The following is a 19,687-nucleotide window of genomic DNA, read 5'->3' as shown; positions in this document are numbered from 1 at the left end:
GCGGGTCGGAGCATCGACGCCAGGGGGCGCCGACCCGCGAGGCCGCCGTCAGCGGCCGGCGATCTCTGCGCGGACCTCGTCGCGCAGACGCCCCAGGTTCTCGGGCTCGGGAGCAGCGCCGAGCAGCGTCTTCGTGTACTCGTGCTGCGGGTCGAGGATCACCGCGTCAGCCGGACCGCGCTCGACCACGTCGCCCTTGTAGAGCACCATGATCTCGTCGCTGAAGTGCCGTGCCGTCGCGAGGTCGTGCGTGATGTAGAGCACGCCGAGCTCGTCTTCTCGCTGCAGGTCGGCGAGCAGATTCAGCACGCCGAGGCGGATCGAGACGTCGAGCATCGAGACCGGCTCGTCGGCCACGATGAACCGGGCGCCGGGAGCGAGGGCGCGTGCGATGGCGACCCGCTGGCGCTGACCGCCGGAGAGCTCGTGGGGCCGGCGCTCGGCGAAGCTCTCGCCGGGCGTGAGACGCACCCGCTCCAGAAGCTCCAGCGCCCGCGCGCGCACCTCGTCGCCCGACAGCCGAGGGTGGTGCAGGCGGATCGGGCGCTCCAGGTGATGGAGGATCGTGTGGAACGGGTTGAGCGACGCGAACGGGTCCTGGAAGACCATCTGCACCTGCGACCGATAGTGCTCGACGGCTCGACCCCGTGACGCGGTCTGCTGTCCGTCCAGCAGGATCTGGCCGCTGGTGGGCGTCTCGAGCTTCATCAGCATCCGCGCGATCGTCGACTTGCCCGAGCCGGACTCGCCGACCAGCGCGACGGTGCGCCCGGCCTCGATCGTGAACGAGACGTCCTTCACGGCGTGCAGGACCGAGGTCTTCAGTCCCGATCGCAGTGTGAAGTCCTTGACGAGGTTGCGCGCTTCGAGAGCGGGAGCGCTCATCGGATCTCCTCCTGGCTCGGGCTGTTGCCGGTGCGGACGAAGTCGCCGCGTGCGCCGGTCAGGCTCGGGAAGCTCGACAGCAGCTTCTTCGTGTACTCGTGCTGCGGGGTGCGGTAGATCTCCTCCGCCGTCCCCTCCTCGACGATCTGCCCCTGCAGCATGACCGCGATGCGGTCGCTGATCTCGATCAGCATCGGCAGGTCATGGGTGATGAAGATCACCGCGAATCCGAGCCGCTCACGCAGCCGCATGATCTCGCGGATGATCCCGCGCTGCACCACGACGTCCAGCGCCGTGGTGGGCTCGTCCATGATCATCACCTGCGGGTCGAGCGCGAGCGCCATCGCGATCATCATGCGCTGGCGCATGCCGCCCGACAGCTCGTGCGGAAAGCTCGTCAGTCGGGACGGATCGACCCCGACCAGCGTGAGCAGTTCCTCGGCTCTCGCCTGCTTGTCCTTCCGAGACATCCCCGGGCGATGCGTGTCGAAGATGTCGAAGATCTGCGCGCGCACGCTGATCACGGGGTTGAGCGAGTTCATCGCCCCCTGGAAGACCATCGAGATCTTGTCCCAGCGGAACGCCCGCAGACCGTCGCCGTCGAGGGCGACGATGTCGACGTCGTGACCGTCGCGGTCGTGGAAGACGATCTCGCCGCCGGTCATCAGCGCCGGGGCCTTGAGCAGCCGGTTCATGCCGTAGGCGAGGGTCGTCTTGCCGCAGCCCGACTCTCCCGCGAGCCCGAGGATCTCGCCCCTGTTGAGGGTGAGCGAGACGTCGCGCACGGCCTTGACCGGCGGATCGACCTCGTATTCGATCGAGACGTTGCGGGCCGTCAGCACCGCCTGCGGAGCGCTCATGCGGCGATTCCCTTCGTCTTGACGGCCTTGCGCACCCGGCGCGCGGCGTCGGGGGCATTGCGGAGCTTGGGGTTGATGACCTCGTCGATCGCGAAGTTGATCAGCGCCAGACCGGCACCGAGCACGGCGATCATGACCCCCGGGGGAACGAACCACCACCAGGCTCCGCGACCGAGCGCCTGGCCGGACTGCGCGTCGTTGAGGATCGTGCCCCAGGTGATCGACGAGTTGGGGCCGAGCCCGAGGTACGACAGGCCCGCCTCGCCGAGGATCGCGAAGATGATCGCGAACAGGAACTGGGCGGTGAGCAGCGGCAGCAGGTTCGGCATGATCTCGACGAGGATGACGCGGAACGACCGCTCCCCCGCGACCTTCGATGCGTACACGTAATCGCGGGTGCGCAGCGAGCGCGTCTGCAGGCGCAGCACGTAGGCGGCGCCGGCCCACGAGGTGATCCCGAGCACGAAGGCGACGAGCTGCCAGCTGCGCTGCGGGACGAAGGAGGCGATGACCATGACCAGCGGGAGTCCGGGGATCACGATCATCACGTTGGTCAGCAGCGCCAGGGCGTCTTCGCGCCATCCGCCGAGGTAGCCGGCGAGCACGCCGAAGACCAGCGACAGGACGATCGCGATGCCGCCCGCGACGACGCCGACGAGCAGAGACCCCTGCGCACCGATCGCGAGTTGGGCGAACATGTCGTTGCCGAGCTTCGTCGTGCCCAGCCAGTGCTCGCCGGACGGCGGCAGCAGGGCCGGATTGTCGGAGCTGCGCGGGTTCTGCGAGAAGATCGGCGCGATGATCGCGAACAGCACGATCGCGAGCACCAGGGTCACCCCGACGACGAACTTCGTCGACGAGGTGGGGAGGATGCGGCGACGCCGACGTCCTCGCTGCGTGGCCAGCGAGATCGTGCTCGCCGGCTGGGTCATCGGCTGATCCTTGGTGATCAGCACGGCGTTGTCGGTGTCAGACATTCTGGCGAGCCCTCGGGTCGATGAAGCCATAGACCAGGTCCATGATGAAGTTGGCGGCGAGCACCGTGATGGTGATGACGAGGAAGAGTCCCTGCATCAGCGCGTAGTCGTTGTTGGTGACGGCCTGGAACATCAGCTTGCCGATGCCCGGATAGGTGAACACCTGCTCCATCACGATGGAGCCGGCGACCACGAAGCCGAGCGTGATCGAGAAGCCGGCGATCGACGGGATCGCGGCGTTCCTCGCGGCATACGTCGTCATGATGCGCCGCGGGCGCAGCCCCTTCGCCTCCGCGGTGAGGACGTAGTCCTCGGCCATGGTCTGCACCATCATGTTGCGCATCCCGAACATCCAGCCGCCGACCGACGAGATGACGATGGTGAGCGCCGGGAGCACCGCATGCGAGAGCGCGTTCGAGAAGAAGGCCCACGTCGGCTCAGGGCCGTCGGGAAAGTCGAAGACGTCGTATCCGCCGAAGATCGGGAACCATCCGAGCCCGACGGCGAAGACGGAGACCAGCAGCAGCGCCATCCAGAAGTACGGGATGGACTGCAGGACCGTGGTCGCCGGAATGAGGTGGTCGACCCAGGTGCCGCGCTTCCACCCCGCCCAGGCGCCGAGCACGACGCCGAGGATGAAGGAGATGACCGTCACCGTGCCGACGAGCACGAGGGTCCACGGCAGCGCCTGGCCGATCAGCTCGCTCACCGGAGTGGGGAACTTGGTGACCGAGACGCCCAGATCGCCCTGGAACATGCGACCCCAGTACGCCAGGTACTGCTCCCAGAGCGAGGAGTCGTCACCTCCGAGCAGCAGCTTGATGTTGCGGATGGTGGTCTCGGAGACCTCTCCGCCCGCCCGCTGCATCTTGGCGATCATGATGTCGGCCGGGTTCCCCGGCATGAGCCGGGGAAGCAGGAAGTTGAGTGAGATCGCGGCCCACAGCGTGAACGCGTAGAACCCGATCCTTCGTGCATAGAACGTCATGTCACAGACCGCGCTTCCTGCTCCCCGACACCACGTCCTACTCGACCGGCTCGAGGTGCGTCAGGACGTATCCCGCGGCGATCGCTCCCCAGGACGGCGGGAAGGCGTAGAGGTCGTCCTCGGTCGGCCAGCCCGTGAAGTCCTTCGTGTTGTAGAAGGTCTGCGTGGCGTTGATCACGAGCGGGATGTAGGGCAGGTCGCGGACGATCTCGGTCTGGATCGTGCCGTACAGCGCCTTCTTCTCGGCCTCGTCGTCGGTGCTGATCGCGGACTGGATCGCCTGGTCGACGACAGGGTTGCTGTACCGGCTGAAGTTCCAGCGCCCGGCCGGGACCTCACTGCCGACCGGAGCCGTGGACTCGACCGTGGTGCCCCCGAACCAGTCGCGGTAGATCTGGAACGGGTCGGCCACGGAGGTGCCGACGACACCGCCGACGATCAACTGGAAGTCCCCACCCTGACGGGCATCGGAGAACTCCTGCCACTGCACGGTCGACGCGGTGATCTTGATGCCGGCCGCCTCGGCCTGCTCGGCGATCAGCTTGGCCGCATCGTTGTAGTCGGTCCACCCGTCGACGGAGATCAGGCTGAGCTCGAGCGGCGTCCCGTCCTTCGCGTAGAAGTCGCCGTCTTTGGTGTACCCCGCGGCCTCGAGGATGTCGCCCGCCGCGGAGGCGTCGGCCTCCTGGGGGCTGACCTCGTCGGCCGCGTCGGCCACCCACTTCTCGTCGCGCGGCAGCAGCGCGAACGTGGGCGAGATGTCGCCGGTCAGACCGACGAAGGCCTTGTCCTTGATGGCGGCGCGGTCGATCGCCACGTTGAGGGCCTGGCGCACCGCGACATCGGTCTGCGGGCCGGTGCACCCGAGCTCGGCGTTCGAGCAGGTGTAGAGGACGGTGGGGTCCTGCGGGGTGTTGATCCAGTCGATCGCCCCGTTCGCGGTCACGTCATCGGGGTTCGGGATGAACATCCCCGTCCAGTCGAGCTTGCCGGCGGCGAGGAGATCCTGCGCCGTCTGGTTGTTGTCGACCGCGATGTACTGGACCTTCTTGACCCCGAGCTCGTCGGCGTCGCGGAAGTTCTCGTTGGCCACGAGCGTGTACGACTCGCTCGTGGTCTTGTCGACCACGTAGGCGCCCGAACCGACCGGGTCCTCGTTGGCGAAGTTCGCGAAGTCGGTGACGTCGGCCCAGATGTGCTCGGGGAGGATGTACGTCGACCCGAGGCGCTGGAACTCGGTGGTGTACTGCGCGCTCGTGTAGGTGAGCACGACGGTGGTGTCGTCGGTCGCCTCCGCCGAGACGAGGCCGTTGCCCTCGGGATTGTTCGCCTCGTAGGTGAACGAGAAGGCGACGTCGGCCGCCGTGAGGGGCTCGCCGTCGCTCCACATGAGGTCGGGCTTGATGGCGATCGTGATCACCGTGCCGTCGTCGTTGTACTCGTACGAGTCGCCGATGAGTCCGACGGGCTCGGAGTCCGCGGTCTTGTTGAAGAAGAACAGCGGCTCGTAGATGGGGCCGAGCGCGCCATGGAGCACGGTCGGTGCGAACGGGTTGTAGTTCGCGGTGATCGGGGTCTGGCTTCCCGCCCAGACGCGCAGGGCGCGGTCGCCATCGCCCGCGCTCCCCTCGCTGCCGCCGGCGCCACAGGCGGTCAAACCCAGGGCGAGGACGGATGCCCCCGCCACAGCGGTGAGCGCGATCTTGCGCCTTCCGTTACGGATCATTCTGTATTTCCTCTCGGTGCTGCACTGCAGGAGGGATCTCCGGATGGAGCCGAGCCCGGAACCGGAACTCGTGACAGATCCCCGGAAGGGATTTGTTAGGACAGTAACCTAACAAATTACCCACCGGGCGACAAGCATTCGGAACCCGACCGCATAACGTTTCGGACTCGGCGCCGCACGCGTCACACAGGTGCAGTAAGTGTCTCGATGACACTAAGATCGATCCGGAGGTTAAGGTGACTATGACTCAAACCAGGGGAATCGACGTCGCGGTGTCGACGGTCATCCTCACGCTGCGTCGCACCGAAGACGGGGCCGCCGTGTTGGCGCTCCCTCTGGTGCTTCGCACCCGCGAGCCGTTCGCCGGACAGTGGGCCCTGCCCGGCGGCTGGCTCACCGCGGTCGAGTCCCCCGTCGACGCCGCAGCCCGCACGCTCGCCGAGACCACCGGTCTCACACCCAGCTACCTCGAGCAGCTGTACGCATTCGGCGCCGTCGACCGCTCCCCCACCCGCGTCGTGTCGATCGTCTACTGGGCGCTGCTGCGCCAGGATGACGTCGATGCGCAGAGCGCCGCGCACCGCGCATCCGGCCGTGCCCCCGAGAACGTGCGCTGGTTCGATCTCGACGACCTGCCGCCGCTCGCCTTCGACCACCGCGCGATCATCGACTACGCCCTGTGGCGTCTGCGCAACAAGGTCGGCTACAGCCGCGTCGCACACGGCTTCCTCCCCGCCGAGTTCACCCTGGCCGATCTCCGCGAGGCCTATGAGGCGATCCTCGGCAGGCAACTCGACCCGGCGAACTTCCGACGCCAGGTCGAGAGCTCGGGGACGCTGCTGCCCACCGACCGGTTCCGCACCGGCAGCCACCGCCCCGCCCGCCTGTACCGCTACAACACCGACGTCGAGCTGGCCGACCACGGCCCGCTCGGCCCCGACGAGACGAGCACCCGATGAGCATCACCTTCGTTCCGACGCCGGATGTGCCGGCGATCGACGCCTCCGTCGATCACGCGATCCGGTCGATCGTGTCCGGCGCCTCCACAGATGCCACCTGCGCGACAGATCTCGCGCTCGGGCCCTGGGATTTCGACACGCGCCCCGGCTACGGGCCCGGCTCGTCGATGGGCGACGTGATCCCCACCGGCGCCCCACGGCAGGGGGAACTCCCCGCCTCGTACCGCGAAGCGGGCGAGGACGAGCTCGACCACCGCATCCGTGCGGCCAAGGCGACGCTGGGCGACCGCGTGGTCGTGCTCGGCCACTTCTACCAGCGCGAGGAGGTGGTGCGTCACGCCGATTACGTGGGTGACTCCTATCAGCTCGCGACGGCGGCGAAAGCGCGCACGGATGCCGAGGCCATCGTCTTCTGCGGAGTGCATTTCATGGCCGAGACGGCCGATCTGCTCTCCGGTCCCGATCAGGCCGTGATCCTGCCGAACCTCGCCGCCGGCTGCTCGATGGCCGACATGGCCGACATCGACCAGGTCGAGGACTGCTGGGAGCAGCTGTCCGAGGTGTTCGGCGACCTCGAGGTCGTCGATGAGGGCGGCCGGGTTCCGGTGATCCCCGTGACCTACATGAACTCCTCCGCAGCCATCAAGGGTTTCGTCGGCCGGCACGGCGGGATCGTGTGCACGTCGTCGAACGCCGAGACCGTGCTGGAGTGGGCCTTCGAGCGGGGCCGACGCGTCCTGTTCTTCCCCGACCAGCATCTGGGACGCAACACCGCGAAGGCGATGGGCGTGCCCCTCGACAGGATGCCGATGTGGAACCCGCGCGCGGCGCTCGGAGGCTCGTCCACCACGGAACTGCTCGACTCCCGCGTCATCCTGTGGCACGGGTTCTGCTCGGTGCACCGCCGATTCTCCGTCGCGCAGATCGAGAAGGCGCGGGCCGAGCACCCGGGAGTGCGGGTCATCGTGCACCCCGAATGCCCCATGGAGGTCGTCGACGCCGCCGACGAGGCGGGGTCCACCGACTACATCCGACGCGCGATCGCCGCCGCGACCACCCCGACGACCTTCGCGATCGGCACCGAGGTCAACCTGGTCCGACGCCTTGCCGCGCAGTTCCCCCAGCACGAGATCTTCTGCCTCGATCCGGTGGTCTGCCCCTGCTCGACGATGTACCGGATCCACCCGGGGTATCTCGCGTGGGTGCTCGAAGAGCTCGTCGCCGGACGCACCCCGAACCGCATCACGGTGACCGCGGACGTGGCGGATCCCGCGCGGATCGCCCTCGAGCGGATGCTGGCGGCGAAGCCGCCCGTGGTCGCGGTCCCCTGATGGAGGTGATCGTCGCGGGCTCCGGCATCGCAGGGCTCACCGCCGCCCTGCATGCGCACGAGGCCGGTCACACGGTCACCGTCGTGACGAAGGGCGCGCTGGGCGACGGCTGCACCGGATACGCCCAGGGCGGCGTCGCCGGGAGCTACGGCGCCGGCGACTCCGCGGCCGAGCACGCGGCCGACACGATGACCGCGGGAGGGGGGCTGTCCGACCCCGCGGCCGTCGACGTTCTCGTCCACGACGCGACGGCCAGGATCGCCGAGCTGATCGCCCGCGGTGTCGCGTTCGATCGCTCCGCCGCAGGCGCACTCCTGCGCGGGCGCGAGGCCGCGCACGGCCATGCGCGCATCGTGCACGCCGGCGGCGACGCGACCGGTGCGGCGATCACCCGGGCGCTGGTGCACGCCACCCGCGCGGCGGGGGTGGCCGTGATAAAGCACGCGTTCCTCGTCGATCTGCTCGTCGAGGGCGGGGTCGCCCGCGGCATCCGCGTGCTGATCGACGGCACGATGAGAGACCTCAGGGCAGATGCCGTCATCCTCGCCACCGGAGGGGCCGGTCAGCTCTATGCGCACACGACGAACCCGGCAGGTATCACCGGTGACGGCCTCGCCGCGGCACTGCGCGCGGGTGTGGTCGTGAGAGATCTGGAGTTCGTCCAGTTCCATCCGACGGTCCTCCTCGATGCGGACACTCCGTTCCTCGTCTCGGAGGCCGTGCGCGGCGAGGGGGCGACTCTGCTCGCCGCCGACGGTCGACGATTCGTGTTCGACAGCCATCCCGACGGGGAACTCGCTCCCCGTGACGTCGTGTCGCGGGCGATCGCACGTCAGGCCGCCGCGCAGGGATCGCCCGTGCGGTTGGACGCGACGATGCTCGGAGCGCAGGTGTTGGCCCGACGGTTCCCGACGATCGACAGGGTCACACGGGAGCGCGGATTCGACTGGGCAGCGGAACCGATCCCGGTGACACCGGCGGCGCACTATCTGATGGGCGGCATCGTCACCGACTTGGACGGACGCACGTCGCTGCCGCAGCTTCTCGCGGTCGGCGAGGTCGCGCGCACCGGCGTGCACGGGGCCAACAGGCTCGCATCGAACTCGCTGCTCGAGGGTGCGGTGTTCGGAGCACGGGCTGCGGCCGCGCTCGACGCGCACTGGCCGACCGAGTCCGCTCCGACCGGCTCCGCTCCGGCCGGCTCCGGTCTCGCCGGGTCCGGTCTCGCCGACTCCGGTCTCGCGGCGTCCGGTCTCGCGGCGGAGCTCGGCTCCGGTCTCGCGGCGGAGCTCGCCTCCGAAGCCACGGCGGAGCTCGCCTCCGGCGCCTCGGGCGAGGTGCGCGCCACGATGCGCGACGCCACGGGTGTCCCCGCCTTCTCCCGCGCCGCGCTGCAGCAGCTGATGTGGGATCGTGTCGGCCTGCTCAGATCCGCCGAGGGGCTGGAGCAGGCGCTCGATACGCTCGATGTGTGGCGCGCCGAGCGACGGCATCCCGCCACGGTGGCGGAGCACGAGGAGCACAACCTCCTGCTGCTGGGGGTCGCCACGGCGACCGCCGCTCTCACCCGCACCGACTCTGTCGGTGCGCACTTCCGCGAACCCGCACCCTCACCCGTTCTGGAGACCGTCTGATGCTCACGCCCGCCCTCCTCACCCGCGTCGTCGCAGCCGCCCTCGATGAGGACGCGCCGTGGGGCGACCTGACCAGCGTGACGCTGCTGCCGGCGGATGCCACCGCGAACGCCGATCTGATCGCGCGCGAACCCGGAGTCTTCAGCGGTGGCGCCGTGTTCTCGATCGCCTTCACCCTCACAGACCCGACTGTGACCGTCGACGTGCATGTCGGCGACGGCGACGCGTTCACCGCCGGCGACGTGCTCGCCTCGGTGTCGGGGGCGGCCCGGAGCGTCCTCACCGCCGAGCGCGTCGCACTGAACTTCACCCAGCGCATGAGCGGCATCTCCACCCTCACCGCCGCATACGTGCGCGCGGTCGAGGGAACCGCGGCGCGCATCGCCGACACCCGCAAGACCACGCCGGGCCTTCGCGCCTTCGAGCGACACGCGGTGGTGTCCGGCGGCGGACGCAATCACCGGCATTCGCTGTCGGACGCCGTGATGGCGAAGGACAACCACCTCGCTGTGCTGCAGCGCTCCGGCCTCGATCTCGCCGTCGCGCTGCGCGAGGCGCTCTCCGCGCTCCCCCACACCACGCATGTGGTGGTCGAGGTCGACAGGCTCGACCAGATCGCCGCCGTGCTCGACGGCGGCGCGCACACGGTGCTGCTCGACAACTTCTCGCTCGACGACCTGCGAGCGGGAGTGGCCCTCATCGGCGGCAGGGCGCAGACCGAGGCATCCGGCGGCGTCGACCTCGAAACGGTGGGCGCCATCGCCGCGACCGGGGTCGACGTGATCTCGGTCGGGGCGCTCACGCATTCGGCACGGGCCCTCGACCTCGGCCTCGACGTGCGGATCGACTGACCGGATGCTCTACCTCGACCACGCCGCGACGGCTCCGGTGCGACCGGAGGTGCTCGATGCGATGCGCCCGTATCTCACCGGGACCTTCGGCAATCCGTCGAGCCACCACACGTACGGTGAGGCGGCCACGGACGCGCTCGACGACGCGAGGTCGAGGGTCGCCCGCGTGCTGGGCATGCGGGCCGGCGACGTCGTGTTCACGGCGGGTGGAACCGAGGCGAACAACCTCGCGGTGAAGGGGATCGTGCTCGCTGCTCTCGGAACAGGGCGTCGTCACCTGGTGGTCTCGCCGATCGAGCACGAATCGATCCTGGAGTCGGCCGACTTCCTGCGCCGTTTCCACGACATCGAGGTGACGATGCCGGCGGTCGATGCTCAGGGGCGGATCACCGCCGACGCTCTGCGTGCGCAGGTGCGGGAGGACACGGCCCTGGTCGCCCTCGGGCACGCGAACAACGAGATCGGCACGGTTCAGGACGTCTCGGGACTCGCCGCGGTGACGCACACCGCGGGCGCCGCACTGCACCTTGACGCGGTGCAGTCCGCGGGGTGGCTGCCGCTCGCGGGACTCGGCGCGGATGCCGTGGCGATCGCCGGCCACAAGCTCGGCGCGCCCAAAGGGATCGGCGCCCTCGCGGTCCGAGGGCGTATCCCGCTCGAACCCCTCCTGCACGGAGGTGGTCAGGAGCGCGGTCGCCGCTCCGGAACCGAGAACGTCGCGGGTGCCGTCGGTCTCGCCGTCGCCCTCGATCTCGCCGAGGCCGAGCGTGCGGCGGCGAGCGCACGGGTGGGCGCGGCGACCCGCCGAGTCATCGCCGGGATCCTCGCTGCCGTGCCGCAGGCGGTGTTGACGGGAGCCCCGGAGGAGCGGCTGCCCGCCACTGCGAGCTTCACCTTCGCGGGCGTGAGCGGCGAGGCTGTGCTGCTCGAGCTCGAGCGGCGAGGGGTCGTCTCGTCGAGCGGATCCGCGTGCGCGGCCGGCAACGACGAACCGTCCCACGTGCTCCTCGCCTGCGGGGTGGATCCGGGCGTGGCGCAGAGCGCGGTGCGCTTCACCTTCGGTCGCGAGACGCTGCCCGACGACCTTCCCCGTCGACTCGCCGCCCTCGTCGCCGAGTCGGTGCGCGCCGTCGCCGGGTGAGCGTGCGAGGGCGAACCGGGGGCGGCTCTAGACTCGGCTCGTGACCGCCTCCGCCCCGCTCGTGACCGTGATCGTCCCCGGCCGCGACATCGGCGGCTTCGCGCCCGCTGCTCTCGAGTCCCTTCTGGCGCAGACCGAACGTCGGTGGCAGGCGATCCTCGTCGACGACGGGTCCGCTGACGACACCGGCGAGATCTTCGCGGCAGCCGCCGCCTCCGACCGCCGTTTCCGTGCGCTCACCCACGCGGCGTCCCGTGGTCTCGGAGCCGCCCGCAACGCGGCGCTCGACCTGGTCGACACACCCCTCGTGGGGTTTCTCGACGGCGACGACGAGCTCGCCCCCACCGCCATCGAACGCCTGAGCAGCACACTCGCCGAGACCGGAAGCGACCTCGTCGCGGGAGCCTACGTCCGGTCGCGGTTCGACGGCGAACGGTACGTGCCCGGTCGTGTGCAGCCCTGGGTGGCCGCCGCGACGTCGCCGGCGCGGCGGGGCACCACGATCTTCGAGCACCCGGCGGCGAGTGCGAACATCGTCGCCTGGTCGAAGATGAGCCGCACCGAGCTGTGGCACGACCTGCGGTTCCCCGAGGGCGTCGCCTACGAGGATCAGATCGTCGCGCAGCTGCTCTACACCCGCGCTCGAACGTTCGACGTGATCCCCGACACCGTCGTGCGGTGGCGGATGCGCGCCGACGGCACGTCCATCACACAGGGCCGCGCGCAGCTTCGCGTGATGCGCGACTACCTCGCGGCGCTCCGTGGCGGCATCCGCGTGCTGCATGAGGCCGGAGCACGCGCGGCGGTCGTCGCGCGACTCGAGCTGATCCTCGCGATGGACCTGCCTCCCCTGCTCGACATCGCCGCGACACATCACGACCCCGAGTACGCGGCGGTCGTGGCGTCGTTCGTCGCCGAGATCGAGGCGCTGCCCGAATTCGCCGACGCCCACCCCGACCCCGCACTCACCGCCGCTCTGGCGTGGTGACGCCGAATCCCCGGAGACGCATGAACGAGTACCTCGCCGACCTCTTCGCACTCGACGGCCGCACGGCCGTGGTCACCGGGGGAAGCTCCGGCATCGGCCGTGGCATCGCCACCGCCCTCGCGCGGGCCGGCGCGGCGACCGTCGTCGTCGCACGCGGCGAGGACAGGATCGCGCGAACGGTCGGAGAGCTGACGGATGCCGGGTGCCGCGTGGCGGGTGTCGTCGGCGACCTGAGCTCGCGCGCCGGCATCCGCGCTCTGGCCGACGCCGCCGCGCAGCCGTTCGGAGAACCCGACATCCTGGTGAACTCGGCGGGGGTCAACATCCGGCCGCCGTTCGCCGAGATCTCCGAGGCGGACTGGGACGCGACCATGACGGTCAACACGCTCGCACCGCTGCTGCTCGGACAGCGCTACGCCGTCGGCATGGCCGAACGCGGGTTCGGCCGACTGATCCACATCAGCTCTCAGCAGGCCCACCGCGCGTTCGTCGGCAGCGGGGTCTACGGCGTGTCGAAGGGCGCGGTGGAATCGCTGATGCGGTCGGAAGCCGAAGCCTGGGGAGGCACCGGAGTGACCAGCAACACCCTCGTGCCGGGGTTCGTGCTCACTCCCCTCAACGCGCGGTTGCAGGAGGACCCTGCACAGATCGCCGCCCTCGCCGCGCGCACGATGATCGGCCGCAACGGGCTGCCGGAGGACTTCGCCGCGGCGACCGTCTTCCTCGCGAGCGCGGGATCGGGATACGTGACGGGCCACTCGCTGTTCGTCGACGGCGGCCTGTCGGTGCACTGAGCCGGCGGCCTCACGATGCCCCGCGCCGGCGGCCTCACGATGCCCCGAGCCGGCGGCCTCTCCATGTACCGGCCGGCGCTCAGTCCTCCGCCGGGTGGACCCTCTCGTCCGCGCGGGCCACGTCGAGCAGCGGCACGGGGGCGGTGAGTGCGGCGACCGCATCCGCCCCCGCGGAGTCCTGGGGTGCCCGATCGGCCCGTCGATCGGGCAGCGCCGCTCGCAGCCCTCCGGTGACCTCGGTCTCGACGACGGCCTCGGTCTGGATCACCCGAGACGCCGCGACCTGCTGCGCCGCGAGCTCTGCGTAGAGACCGCCCCGGGCGATCAGCTCGGAGTGGGTGCCGGACTCGACGATCTGGCCTGCTTCGAGCACGTGGATGACGTCGGCGCCGATCACGGTCGAGAGCCGATGCGCGATGGTCAGGGTCGTCCGTCCCTTCGCCGCCTCGTCGAGCGCCTCCTGCACGACCCGCTCCGACACGGTGTCGAGAGCGGAGGTCGCCTCGTCGAGCAGCAGCACCGGCGGGTCCTTCAGCAGCACCCTGGCGATCGCGATGCGCTGCTTCTCGCCGCCGGAGAGACGGTAGCCGCGCTCGCCGACGATCGTGTCGTACCCGTCTTCGAATCCGGCGATGATGTGATGGATGTTCGCAGCCGTGCATGCCGCGATCAGCTCGTCCTCCGTCGCCTCAGGGCGGGCGTAGAGCAGGTTGTCGCGGATCGTGGCGTGGAACAGATACGTCTCCTGCGAGACGATGCCGACCTGGTCGATGATCGACTCCTGGGTGAGCGTGCGCACGTCGGCGCCCGCGAAGAGGACGGCACCGCCCGCCGCCTCGTACAGACGGGGCGCCAGGTAGAGGACGGTCGTCTTGCCCGCGCCCGACGGGCCGACGAACGCGACATGCTGCCCCGGCTCGGCGACGAAGGAGACCCCCTGGAGAGTCGGTCGCGCATCGGCCGCCGCATCGGGGTAGCGGAAGACGACGTCATCGAACTCGATCCGCCCGCGCGGACCCGGAGCGTCGGCGACGGTGATCGCGTCGCGGGCGTCCTGGATCTCGGGCACCAGATCGAGATACTCGAAGATGCGCGCGAACAGCGCCGACGACGTCTGCAGGTCGAGGGAGACGCGCATCAGACCCATCAGCGGCTGCAGGAGCCGCGCCTGCACCGTGGTGAACGCGACGACGGTGCCGGCCGTGATCGCGCCGGTGCCGCCGGCGATGAGGTACCCCGACACCAGGTAGATCACGGCGGGCACGCTCGCCATCAGCACCTGCACGACGGCGAAGAAGCCCTGACCGCTCATCGCCCGGCGCACCTGCAGCGTCACCTGGTTGCGGTTCTCGGCCTGGTAGCGCTGCGACTCGGTGCGCTGGCGGTTGAACGCCTTGGACAGCAGCATGCCCGACACGCTCAGCGTCTCCTGCGTGATCGAGGTGAGCTCGGACAGGGACTCCTGAGTCTCGCCTGCGATCCGCGCCCGCACCTGCCCGACGCGTCGCTGCACCACGATGAGGAAGGGCATCAGCACGACGGCGATCAGCGTGAGTCGCCAGTCGATCAGGATCATCGCGACGAGGGAGGCGATGACCGTGACGACGTTGCCGAGGATGCTGGTGACGGTGTTGGTGAGCACGCCGGACACACCGCCGACATCGTTCTGCAGCCTCGACTGGATCACGCCCGTCTTCGTGCGCGTGAAGAACCCGAGCTCCATCGCCTGCAGGTGCTCGAAGAGCCGCACCCGCAGGTCTCCGGTGACGTTGTTGCCGACCGTCGAGGTCAACCAGGTCTGGGCGACACCCAGCGCTGCGGAGAGCAGGAAGAGCGCGACCATCGCGCCGACGAGCCAGGCCAGCAGGTCGAGGTGCGGCCCTCCGCCGTCGACCGGGAACAGCCCCTCGTCGAAGATGCGCTGGACGATCAGCGGAGGGATCACCGCGATGCCGGCGCCCAGGACGACGAGCACACCGGTCCAGAGGATGCGCCAGCGGTACGGCCGGAACAGGGCGACCACCCGCGCTCCCAGCCCGCTGATGCGCGGGGCCTCGGCGTTGAGTCGACGCTGTGCGTCCTCATCGACGCCACGGAACCCGCCGCGTCCTCCACCCATGCTCATTCCGCCAGCGTAGTCAGGGCGGCGGACACACGGATCCGATCACGTCGAACGTGCCGGCGACGCGCACACCGGCATCCGTCTGGGTGCGGGCGTATTCGTACGGATCCGGAATGAAATGTCGTCGCCTGCCGTTACGCTGAATGGTCCGCGCTCTCGCGTGCACCCTCCCTCCCCTCTTCTCGCGTGCCTTGGAGGCCGTATGTCTGCCGTCGACACCGGTTCGATCCCCACGCCCACTTCTTCCGCACCGACGGGCGAGATCGCGCGCAGCGACATGCGCGTCATCTGGCTGCTCCTCGTCGCGGCGTTCGTCGCCATTCTCAATGAGACGACCATGGGCATCGCCATCCCGCATCTCAACGAGGACCTCGGCATCCCGCCGGAGCTCGGGCAGTGGCTGACGAGCGCGTTCATGCTCACCATGGCCGTCGTCATCCCGACCACCGGCTTCATCCTGCAGCGCTTCACCACACGGCAGGTGTTCATCGCCGCGATGAGCCTCTTCTCCCTCGGCACCCTCGTCGCCCTGGTCGCACCAGGGTTCGCGGTGCTGCTCGCCGGTCGCGTGATCCAGGCCGCCGGCACCGGCATCATGATGCCGCTGCTCATGACGACGATCATGAACGTCGTGCCCGCTCAGTCGCGAGGGCGCATGATGGGCCGCGTGGGCCTCGTCATCTCCCTGGCACCCGCGATCGGCCCCACCGTCGCCGGCGCCGTGCTCGAGACGCTGAACTGGCGCGCCCTGTTCGCGATCATCCTGCCGATCGCCCTGGTCTCGCTCCTCATCGGCGCGAAGTGGATGACCAACCTCGGCGAGACGCGCGCGGTGCCCCTCGACGTGCTGTCCATCCCGCTCGCCGCACTCGGCTTCGGCGGCATCGTCTTCGGTCTCAGCCAGTTCGGCGGTGAAGGCGGATCCGGTGAGGCCGCGGGCATCACCGCGCTCGTCGTCGGAGCCGTCGCGCTCGCGCTGTTCGTCTGGCGTCAGATCATGCTGCAGCGCGGCGACGACGCGCTCCTCGATCTGCGGGTCTTCCGGTCGACGAACTTCACGTTCTCGGTCATCATCATGACGATCCTCGCCCTGTCGATGTTCGGCACCCTCACGCTGCTGCCGCAGTACCTGCAGAACGTCGCGGGGCTGAACGCGCTCGAGTCCGGTCTGATCCTGCTGCCGGGGTCGGTCCTGATGGGTCTGCTCGGCCCCGTCATGGGCCGCGTCTACGACGCCCGCGGCACTCGTCCGCTGCTGATCCCCGGCACGATCCTCGTGTCGGCCGCACTCTTCTACTACTCGACGGTCGGCGAGCACACCGTGTGGTGGGTGCTGATCATCGTGCAGGCGACGATGTCGGTGGGTCTGGCGATGTCGTTCACCCCGCTGTTCTCGGCGTCGCTGGGTTCGCTGCAGCGCTCGCTGTACTCCCACGGATCCGCGGTGCTGAACACCCTGCAGCAGGTCGGCGGCGCGGCGGGAGTGGCTGTGCTCACCGTGACCTACTCGGCGATCCTGCACGCGGGCGAAGCCGAGGGCCTGTCCACGGAGGTGGCCGGAGCGCCCGGTGCACGCATGGCGTTCCTGATCGCGGCGACCATCTCGCTCGCGGCGGTGGCCTTGAGCGCCTTCGTGACCAAGCCCGCAGACGACGTCTCGGGCGGGGCACACGGCGGGCACTGATCCGCACCGCTCGCCGGTTCGGCGGGCCGCGATGACCGCTGCGGCGGCGTCCGCTACTGCTGCGTCTTCGGCGCGGGGATGTGGCAGACGCCGCCGCTGCAGTATCCGACGGCGCCGTTCTCGAGCAGGTTCAGAGCGTCCGGAATGGTCTGGAGCACCGCGGGTGCCTCCTGCGCATCGGAGTCCTGTGACGTGGCCATCATTAGATGCTACGCCTGCTGCGGGGCGGGGGCGTCGATTCCGCTCGTCTCTCACGGCAGACACAGCGTCGACGTCCTCTACGGTTGACGGGTGCTCAAACGACTCCTCGCCCGCGTGTTCTGGATGTTCAGCCGCTGGACCCTGACCGCAGAGACGACGCCGTCTCGACCGACGATCCTGATCGGCGCGCCGCACACCTCGAACTGGGATTTTGTGCTGATGCTCGCCATCTCGTGGCAGCTGCGCATCGAGGTGCACTGGCTCGGCAAGAACAGCCTGTTCCGCGGCTGGCGCGGCCCCCTGATGCGACGACTCGGCGGGATTCCGGTGGACCGTGCCGACCCCGCCCGTGTCGTGGCGGATGTGGTCGATCAGGTGCACTCCGGCTCGGTCTTCGGGCTGGTGATCACGCCGGACGGCACACGCGGCGGTAACGAGCACTGGAAGTCCGGCTTCTATCGGATCTCCCGCGAGACCGGGATGCCGGTGACGCTCGGCTTCGTCGACCGGACGACGATGACCACCGGCCTCGGTCCGACCCTCGATCTCACGGGTGACGTCAGGGCGGACATGGACCGGATCCGGGCCTTCTACGCCGACAAGGCGGGATTGCGCCCCGAGCGGCGCACCGTCCCCCGTCTGCGCGAGGAGGACGGCGAGCGCTGAGAGCGGATTCTGGCGACGGCGCAAGAGTGTGGACACGGTCTGATCCGCCCCACGAGACTGGACGGATGGAACCCGAACAGCGCGCGACGCCGGACGATCTCGACCATCAGGCCGACGGACGCGACGAGACCCGCAACGAGCGAGCCGACCGCAACTGGGACGAACTGCTGCAGGAGCTGCGTGTGATGCAGACGGGAACGCAGATCCTCACCGCCTTCCTGCTCGCGGTGGCATTCCAGCCGCGCTTCGAGGACATGGACGAGGTGCAGCGCAACCTCTACGTCGTGCTGGTCGCCCTCGCCGCCCTGGCGACGATCCTCGCTCTCGCGCCCGTCGGCATGCATCGCGCCGCCTTCGGTCGGCGACGCAAGCCCGAGCTGGTGCGTGTCGCGGCGAGCATCGTCAAGATCGACCTCGTGGTGATCGCCGCGCTGACCATCGGCGTGACGACCCTCATCATCGACTTCGCCGTCGGTCGGGAGGCCGGGCTCGTCGCTCTGGTCGCCTCACTCGTGGCGATAGGGCTGCTCTCGTTCGCCCTCCCCCGACTCGTGCGGCGGGCGGTGGGCCGCTCCTGAGAGCGTCCCACCGCCCGCGGCTCAGCTCAACGCCCCGCCGGCGTGCGGTTCTCGGCGCTGACCATCCAGGCGAACTGTTCGAGGCTCTCGAGGATCGCGTGCAAGATGTCGGCCGAGGTCGGGTCCTCCTCGTCGATCGCGTCGTGGACGTCGCGGATCGTGCCGACGACGGCATCCAGGCGCGCGGTGATCAGATCGATCGTGTCGGTGGTCGACACCTCACCGGACGGGAACGCCGGCAGCGAGGTGGTCTCCGCGATCGTGTCCGTGCGGCCGTCCGGCACCGCGTGCAGGGCGCGCATGCGCTCGGCGACGGTGTCGCTGAACTCGCGCGCGGCATCGATGATCTCGTCGAGCTGACGGTGTGTGTCGCGGAAGTTGCGGCCGACGACGTTCCAGTGCGCCTGCTTGCCCTGCAGCGAGAGTTCGATGAGGTCGACGAGCACGGTCTGGAGGTTGCCGGCGAGCTCGGCGGAAGCCGTGAAGCCCTTCTCCGCGTTCTGACGCCTGGTCGTCTTCGCGCCGCGCTTCGTGGAGCCGGCGGTCGTGGACTTCGTCTTCTCAGCCATGGGTGTCTCCTGCTCTGTGAGTGGATCCGGAGCGACGTGCGAGCTCCGGCCCACAGACCTTAACGCCGCGGGGCGGCGCCGATCGAGGGGGTTGACAGGCCCCTCGCGCACGCCGGATCGTGGCGGGGTGATGAGATCGGACACCCAGAGAACCCAGACCGACGATGCCGGCGCGCGGGATGCCCGCCCCGAGATCGTGATCGCCCCGATCACGGAATCCGATGCGGGAGAGGTGCTCACCCTGCAGCGCGCCGCGTTCGTGTCGGAGGCGCAGATCTACGGCAGCGCCGACATGCCCCCGCTCACGCAGACGCTCGCGGAGGTCGAGGCGGAGCTGCGCGCGGGCGACGGTCTGACCGCCCGCATCGACGGCCGCCTGGTGGGGGCGATCCGCTTCGTGGAGGACGACGACGGCGTGCTGCTGATCGGCAGGATCGCCATCGCGCCGGACAGTCAGGGCGAGGGCATCGGACGCAGCCTGCTCGAGGCCGCGGAGCGGTCATCGTCGGCCGAGGTCGCCGAGCTCTTCACCGGCAGCCTGAGCGAGGCCAACATCCGGCTCTACGAATCGGTCGGGTATCGCGAGCACGAGCGGATCCCGCAGGGAGACGGCACCGATCAGGTCTTCCTGAGAAAACCTCTGCATCAGGTGGGAGACCCCTCCGAACGGGGCGCGTCGGGTTGAATCGCGCGGCGGGGTTCGGAATCGTGTCCCGAACGCGCCGCAACCGCG

The 19,687-nt window shown here is 69.4% G+C and carries 19 protein-coding genes; 11 read left to right on the top strand and 8 right to left on the bottom strand.

What is annotated here, in order from left to right:
- Window positions 1–48: 48 nt before the first annotated feature.
- The 5 genes from DXT68_RS05615 to DXT68_RS05595 are packed head-to-tail and all read right to left on the bottom strand — an operon-like array spanning window position 49 to window position 5,436.
- Window positions 49–885, bottom strand: a complete 837-nt coding sequence (locus DXT68_RS05615) for an ABC transporter ATP-binding protein (RefSeq protein ID WP_045255540.1) — start codon at window positions 883–885, stop codon at window positions 49–51.
- Complete coding sequence (locus tag DXT68_RS05610) at window positions 882–1,745, bottom strand: ABC transporter ATP-binding protein (RefSeq protein WP_045255541.1); 864 nt, start codon at window positions 1,743–1,745, stop codon at window positions 882–884. Before DXT68_RS05610 ends, DXT68_RS05615 begins: the two co-directional genes overlap by 4 nt.
- Window positions 1,742–2,722 (bottom strand): ABC transporter permease, encoded by a 981-nt coding sequence (locus DXT68_RS05605; protein WP_115760465.1) that lies wholly within the window; start codon window positions 2,720–2,722, stop codon window positions 1,742–1,744. Before DXT68_RS05605 ends, DXT68_RS05610 begins: the two co-directional genes overlap by 4 nt.
- Window positions 2,715–3,710, bottom strand: coding sequence for an ABC transporter permease (locus DXT68_RS05600; protein WP_045255542.1), 996 nt, complete (start codon window positions 3,708–3,710; stop codon window positions 2,715–2,717). Before DXT68_RS05600 ends, DXT68_RS05605 begins: the two co-directional genes overlap by 8 nt.
- A gap of 37 nt (window positions 3,711–3,747) precedes the next feature.
- Window positions 3,748–5,436 carry an ABC transporter substrate-binding protein gene (locus DXT68_RS05595; protein ID WP_045255543.1) on the bottom strand — a complete coding sequence of 563 codons (1,689 nt, stop codon included), beginning with the start codon at window positions 5,434–5,436 and terminating at the stop codon, window positions 3,748–3,750.
- A 242-nt stretch (window positions 5,437–5,678) separates the two neighbouring features.
- Here DXT68_RS05595 and DXT68_RS05590 point away from each other — a divergent pair, with 242 nt between their 5' ends.
- From DXT68_RS05590 to DXT68_RS05560, 7 genes are read left to right on the top strand one after another with little or no spacing between them, the layout of a single operon-like run.
- Window positions 5,679–6,395: an NUDIX hydrolase gene (locus tag DXT68_RS05590; protein ID WP_045255544.1), complete on the top strand. Its 717-nt coding sequence runs from the start codon at window positions 5,679–5,681 to the stop codon at window positions 6,393–6,395.
- Window positions 6,392–7,726: a quinolinate synthase NadA gene (gene nadA / locus DXT68_RS05585; protein WP_045255545.1), complete on the top strand. Its 1,335-nt coding sequence runs from the start codon at window positions 6,392–6,394 to the stop codon at window positions 7,724–7,726. The genes DXT68_RS05590 and nadA overlap by 4 nt, the downstream gene beginning before the upstream one ends.
- Complete coding sequence (locus tag DXT68_RS05580; RefSeq protein ID WP_045255546.1) at window positions 7,726–9,360, top strand: L-aspartate oxidase; 1,635 nt, start codon at window positions 7,726–7,728, stop codon at window positions 9,358–9,360. Before nadA ends, DXT68_RS05580 begins: the two co-directional genes overlap by 1 nt.
- Window positions 9,360–10,211, top strand: a complete 852-nt coding sequence (nadC, locus tag DXT68_RS05575; RefSeq protein WP_045255547.1) for a carboxylating nicotinate-nucleotide diphosphorylase — start codon at window positions 9,360–9,362, stop codon at window positions 10,209–10,211. Before DXT68_RS05580 ends, nadC begins: the two co-directional genes overlap by 1 nt.
- A gap of 4 nt (window positions 10,212–10,215) precedes the next feature.
- The gene (locus tag DXT68_RS05570) at window positions 10,216–11,352 is read left to right on the top strand and encodes a cysteine desulfurase family protein (protein WP_045255548.1); all 1,137 of its coding nucleotides are present in this window, start codon (window positions 10,216–10,218) and stop codon (window positions 11,350–11,352) included.
- Between the two features lie 40 nt (window positions 11,353–11,392).
- The gene (locus tag DXT68_RS05565; protein WP_045255549.1) at window positions 11,393–12,340 is read left to right on the top strand and encodes a glycosyltransferase family 2 protein; all 948 of its coding nucleotides are present in this window, start codon (window positions 11,393–11,395) and stop codon (window positions 12,338–12,340) included.
- Between the two features lie 20 nt (window positions 12,341–12,360).
- The gene (locus DXT68_RS05560) at window positions 12,361–13,134 is read left to right on the top strand and encodes an SDR family NAD(P)-dependent oxidoreductase (protein ID WP_045255550.1); all 774 of its coding nucleotides are present in this window, start codon (window positions 12,361–12,363) and stop codon (window positions 13,132–13,134) included.
- Window positions 13,135–13,213: 79 nt separating this feature from the next.
- Here DXT68_RS05560 and DXT68_RS05555 read toward each other — a convergent pair whose 3' ends face one another.
- A complete protein-coding gene (locus DXT68_RS05555; protein ID WP_373372463.1) occupies window positions 13,214–15,253 on the bottom strand; it encodes an ABC transporter ATP-binding protein in 2,040 nt (679 codons plus the stop codon).
- Between the two features lie 205 nt (window positions 15,254–15,458).
- Here DXT68_RS05555 and DXT68_RS05550 point away from each other — a divergent pair, with 205 nt between their 5' ends.
- Complete coding sequence (locus DXT68_RS05550) at window positions 15,459–16,940, top strand: MDR family MFS transporter (protein ID WP_045255552.1); 1,482 nt, start codon at window positions 15,459–15,461, stop codon at window positions 16,938–16,940.
- A 53-nt stretch (window positions 16,941–16,993) separates the two neighbouring features.
- On the opposite strand, the gene DXT68_RS16925 is transcribed toward DXT68_RS05550, so the two are convergent.
- Window positions 16,994–17,140 (bottom strand): hypothetical protein, encoded by a 147-nt coding sequence (locus DXT68_RS16925; protein WP_162829093.1) that lies wholly within the window; start codon window positions 17,138–17,140, stop codon window positions 16,994–16,996.
- A gap of 91 nt (window positions 17,141–17,231) precedes the next feature.
- Here DXT68_RS16925 and DXT68_RS05545 point away from each other — a divergent pair, with 91 nt between their 5' ends.
- A complete protein-coding gene (locus DXT68_RS05545) occupies window positions 17,232–17,807 on the top strand; it encodes a 1-acyl-sn-glycerol-3-phosphate acyltransferase (protein ID WP_045255553.1) in 576 nt (191 codons plus the stop codon).
- Between the two features lie 65 nt (window positions 17,808–17,872).
- Window positions 17,873–18,385, top strand: coding sequence for a DUF6328 family protein (locus tag DXT68_RS05540; RefSeq protein ID WP_045255554.1), 513 nt, complete (start codon window positions 17,873–17,875; stop codon window positions 18,383–18,385).
- A gap of 26 nt (window positions 18,386–18,411) precedes the next feature.
- Here DXT68_RS05540 and DXT68_RS05535 read toward each other — a convergent pair whose 3' ends face one another.
- Window positions 18,412–18,954, bottom strand: coding sequence for a Dps family protein (locus tag DXT68_RS05535; RefSeq protein WP_045255555.1), 543 nt, complete (start codon window positions 18,952–18,954; stop codon window positions 18,412–18,414).
- Window positions 18,955–19,084: 130 nt separating this feature from the next.
- On the opposite strand from DXT68_RS05535, the gene DXT68_RS05530 reads away from it, so the two are divergent.
- Window positions 19,085–19,639 carry a GNAT family N-acetyltransferase gene (locus tag DXT68_RS05530; RefSeq protein ID WP_082069063.1) on the top strand — a complete coding sequence of 185 codons (555 nt, stop codon included), beginning with the start codon at window positions 19,085–19,087 and terminating at the stop codon, window positions 19,637–19,639.
- Window positions 19,640–19,687 lie beyond the last annotated feature (48 nt).

Source organism: Microbacterium foliorum (genome assembly GCF_003367705.1).
Classification (GTDB): domain Bacteria; phylum Actinomycetota; class Actinomycetes; order Actinomycetales; family Microbacteriaceae; genus Microbacterium; species Microbacterium foliorum.
This window is presented reverse-complemented; position numbering and strand designations above follow the sequence as displayed.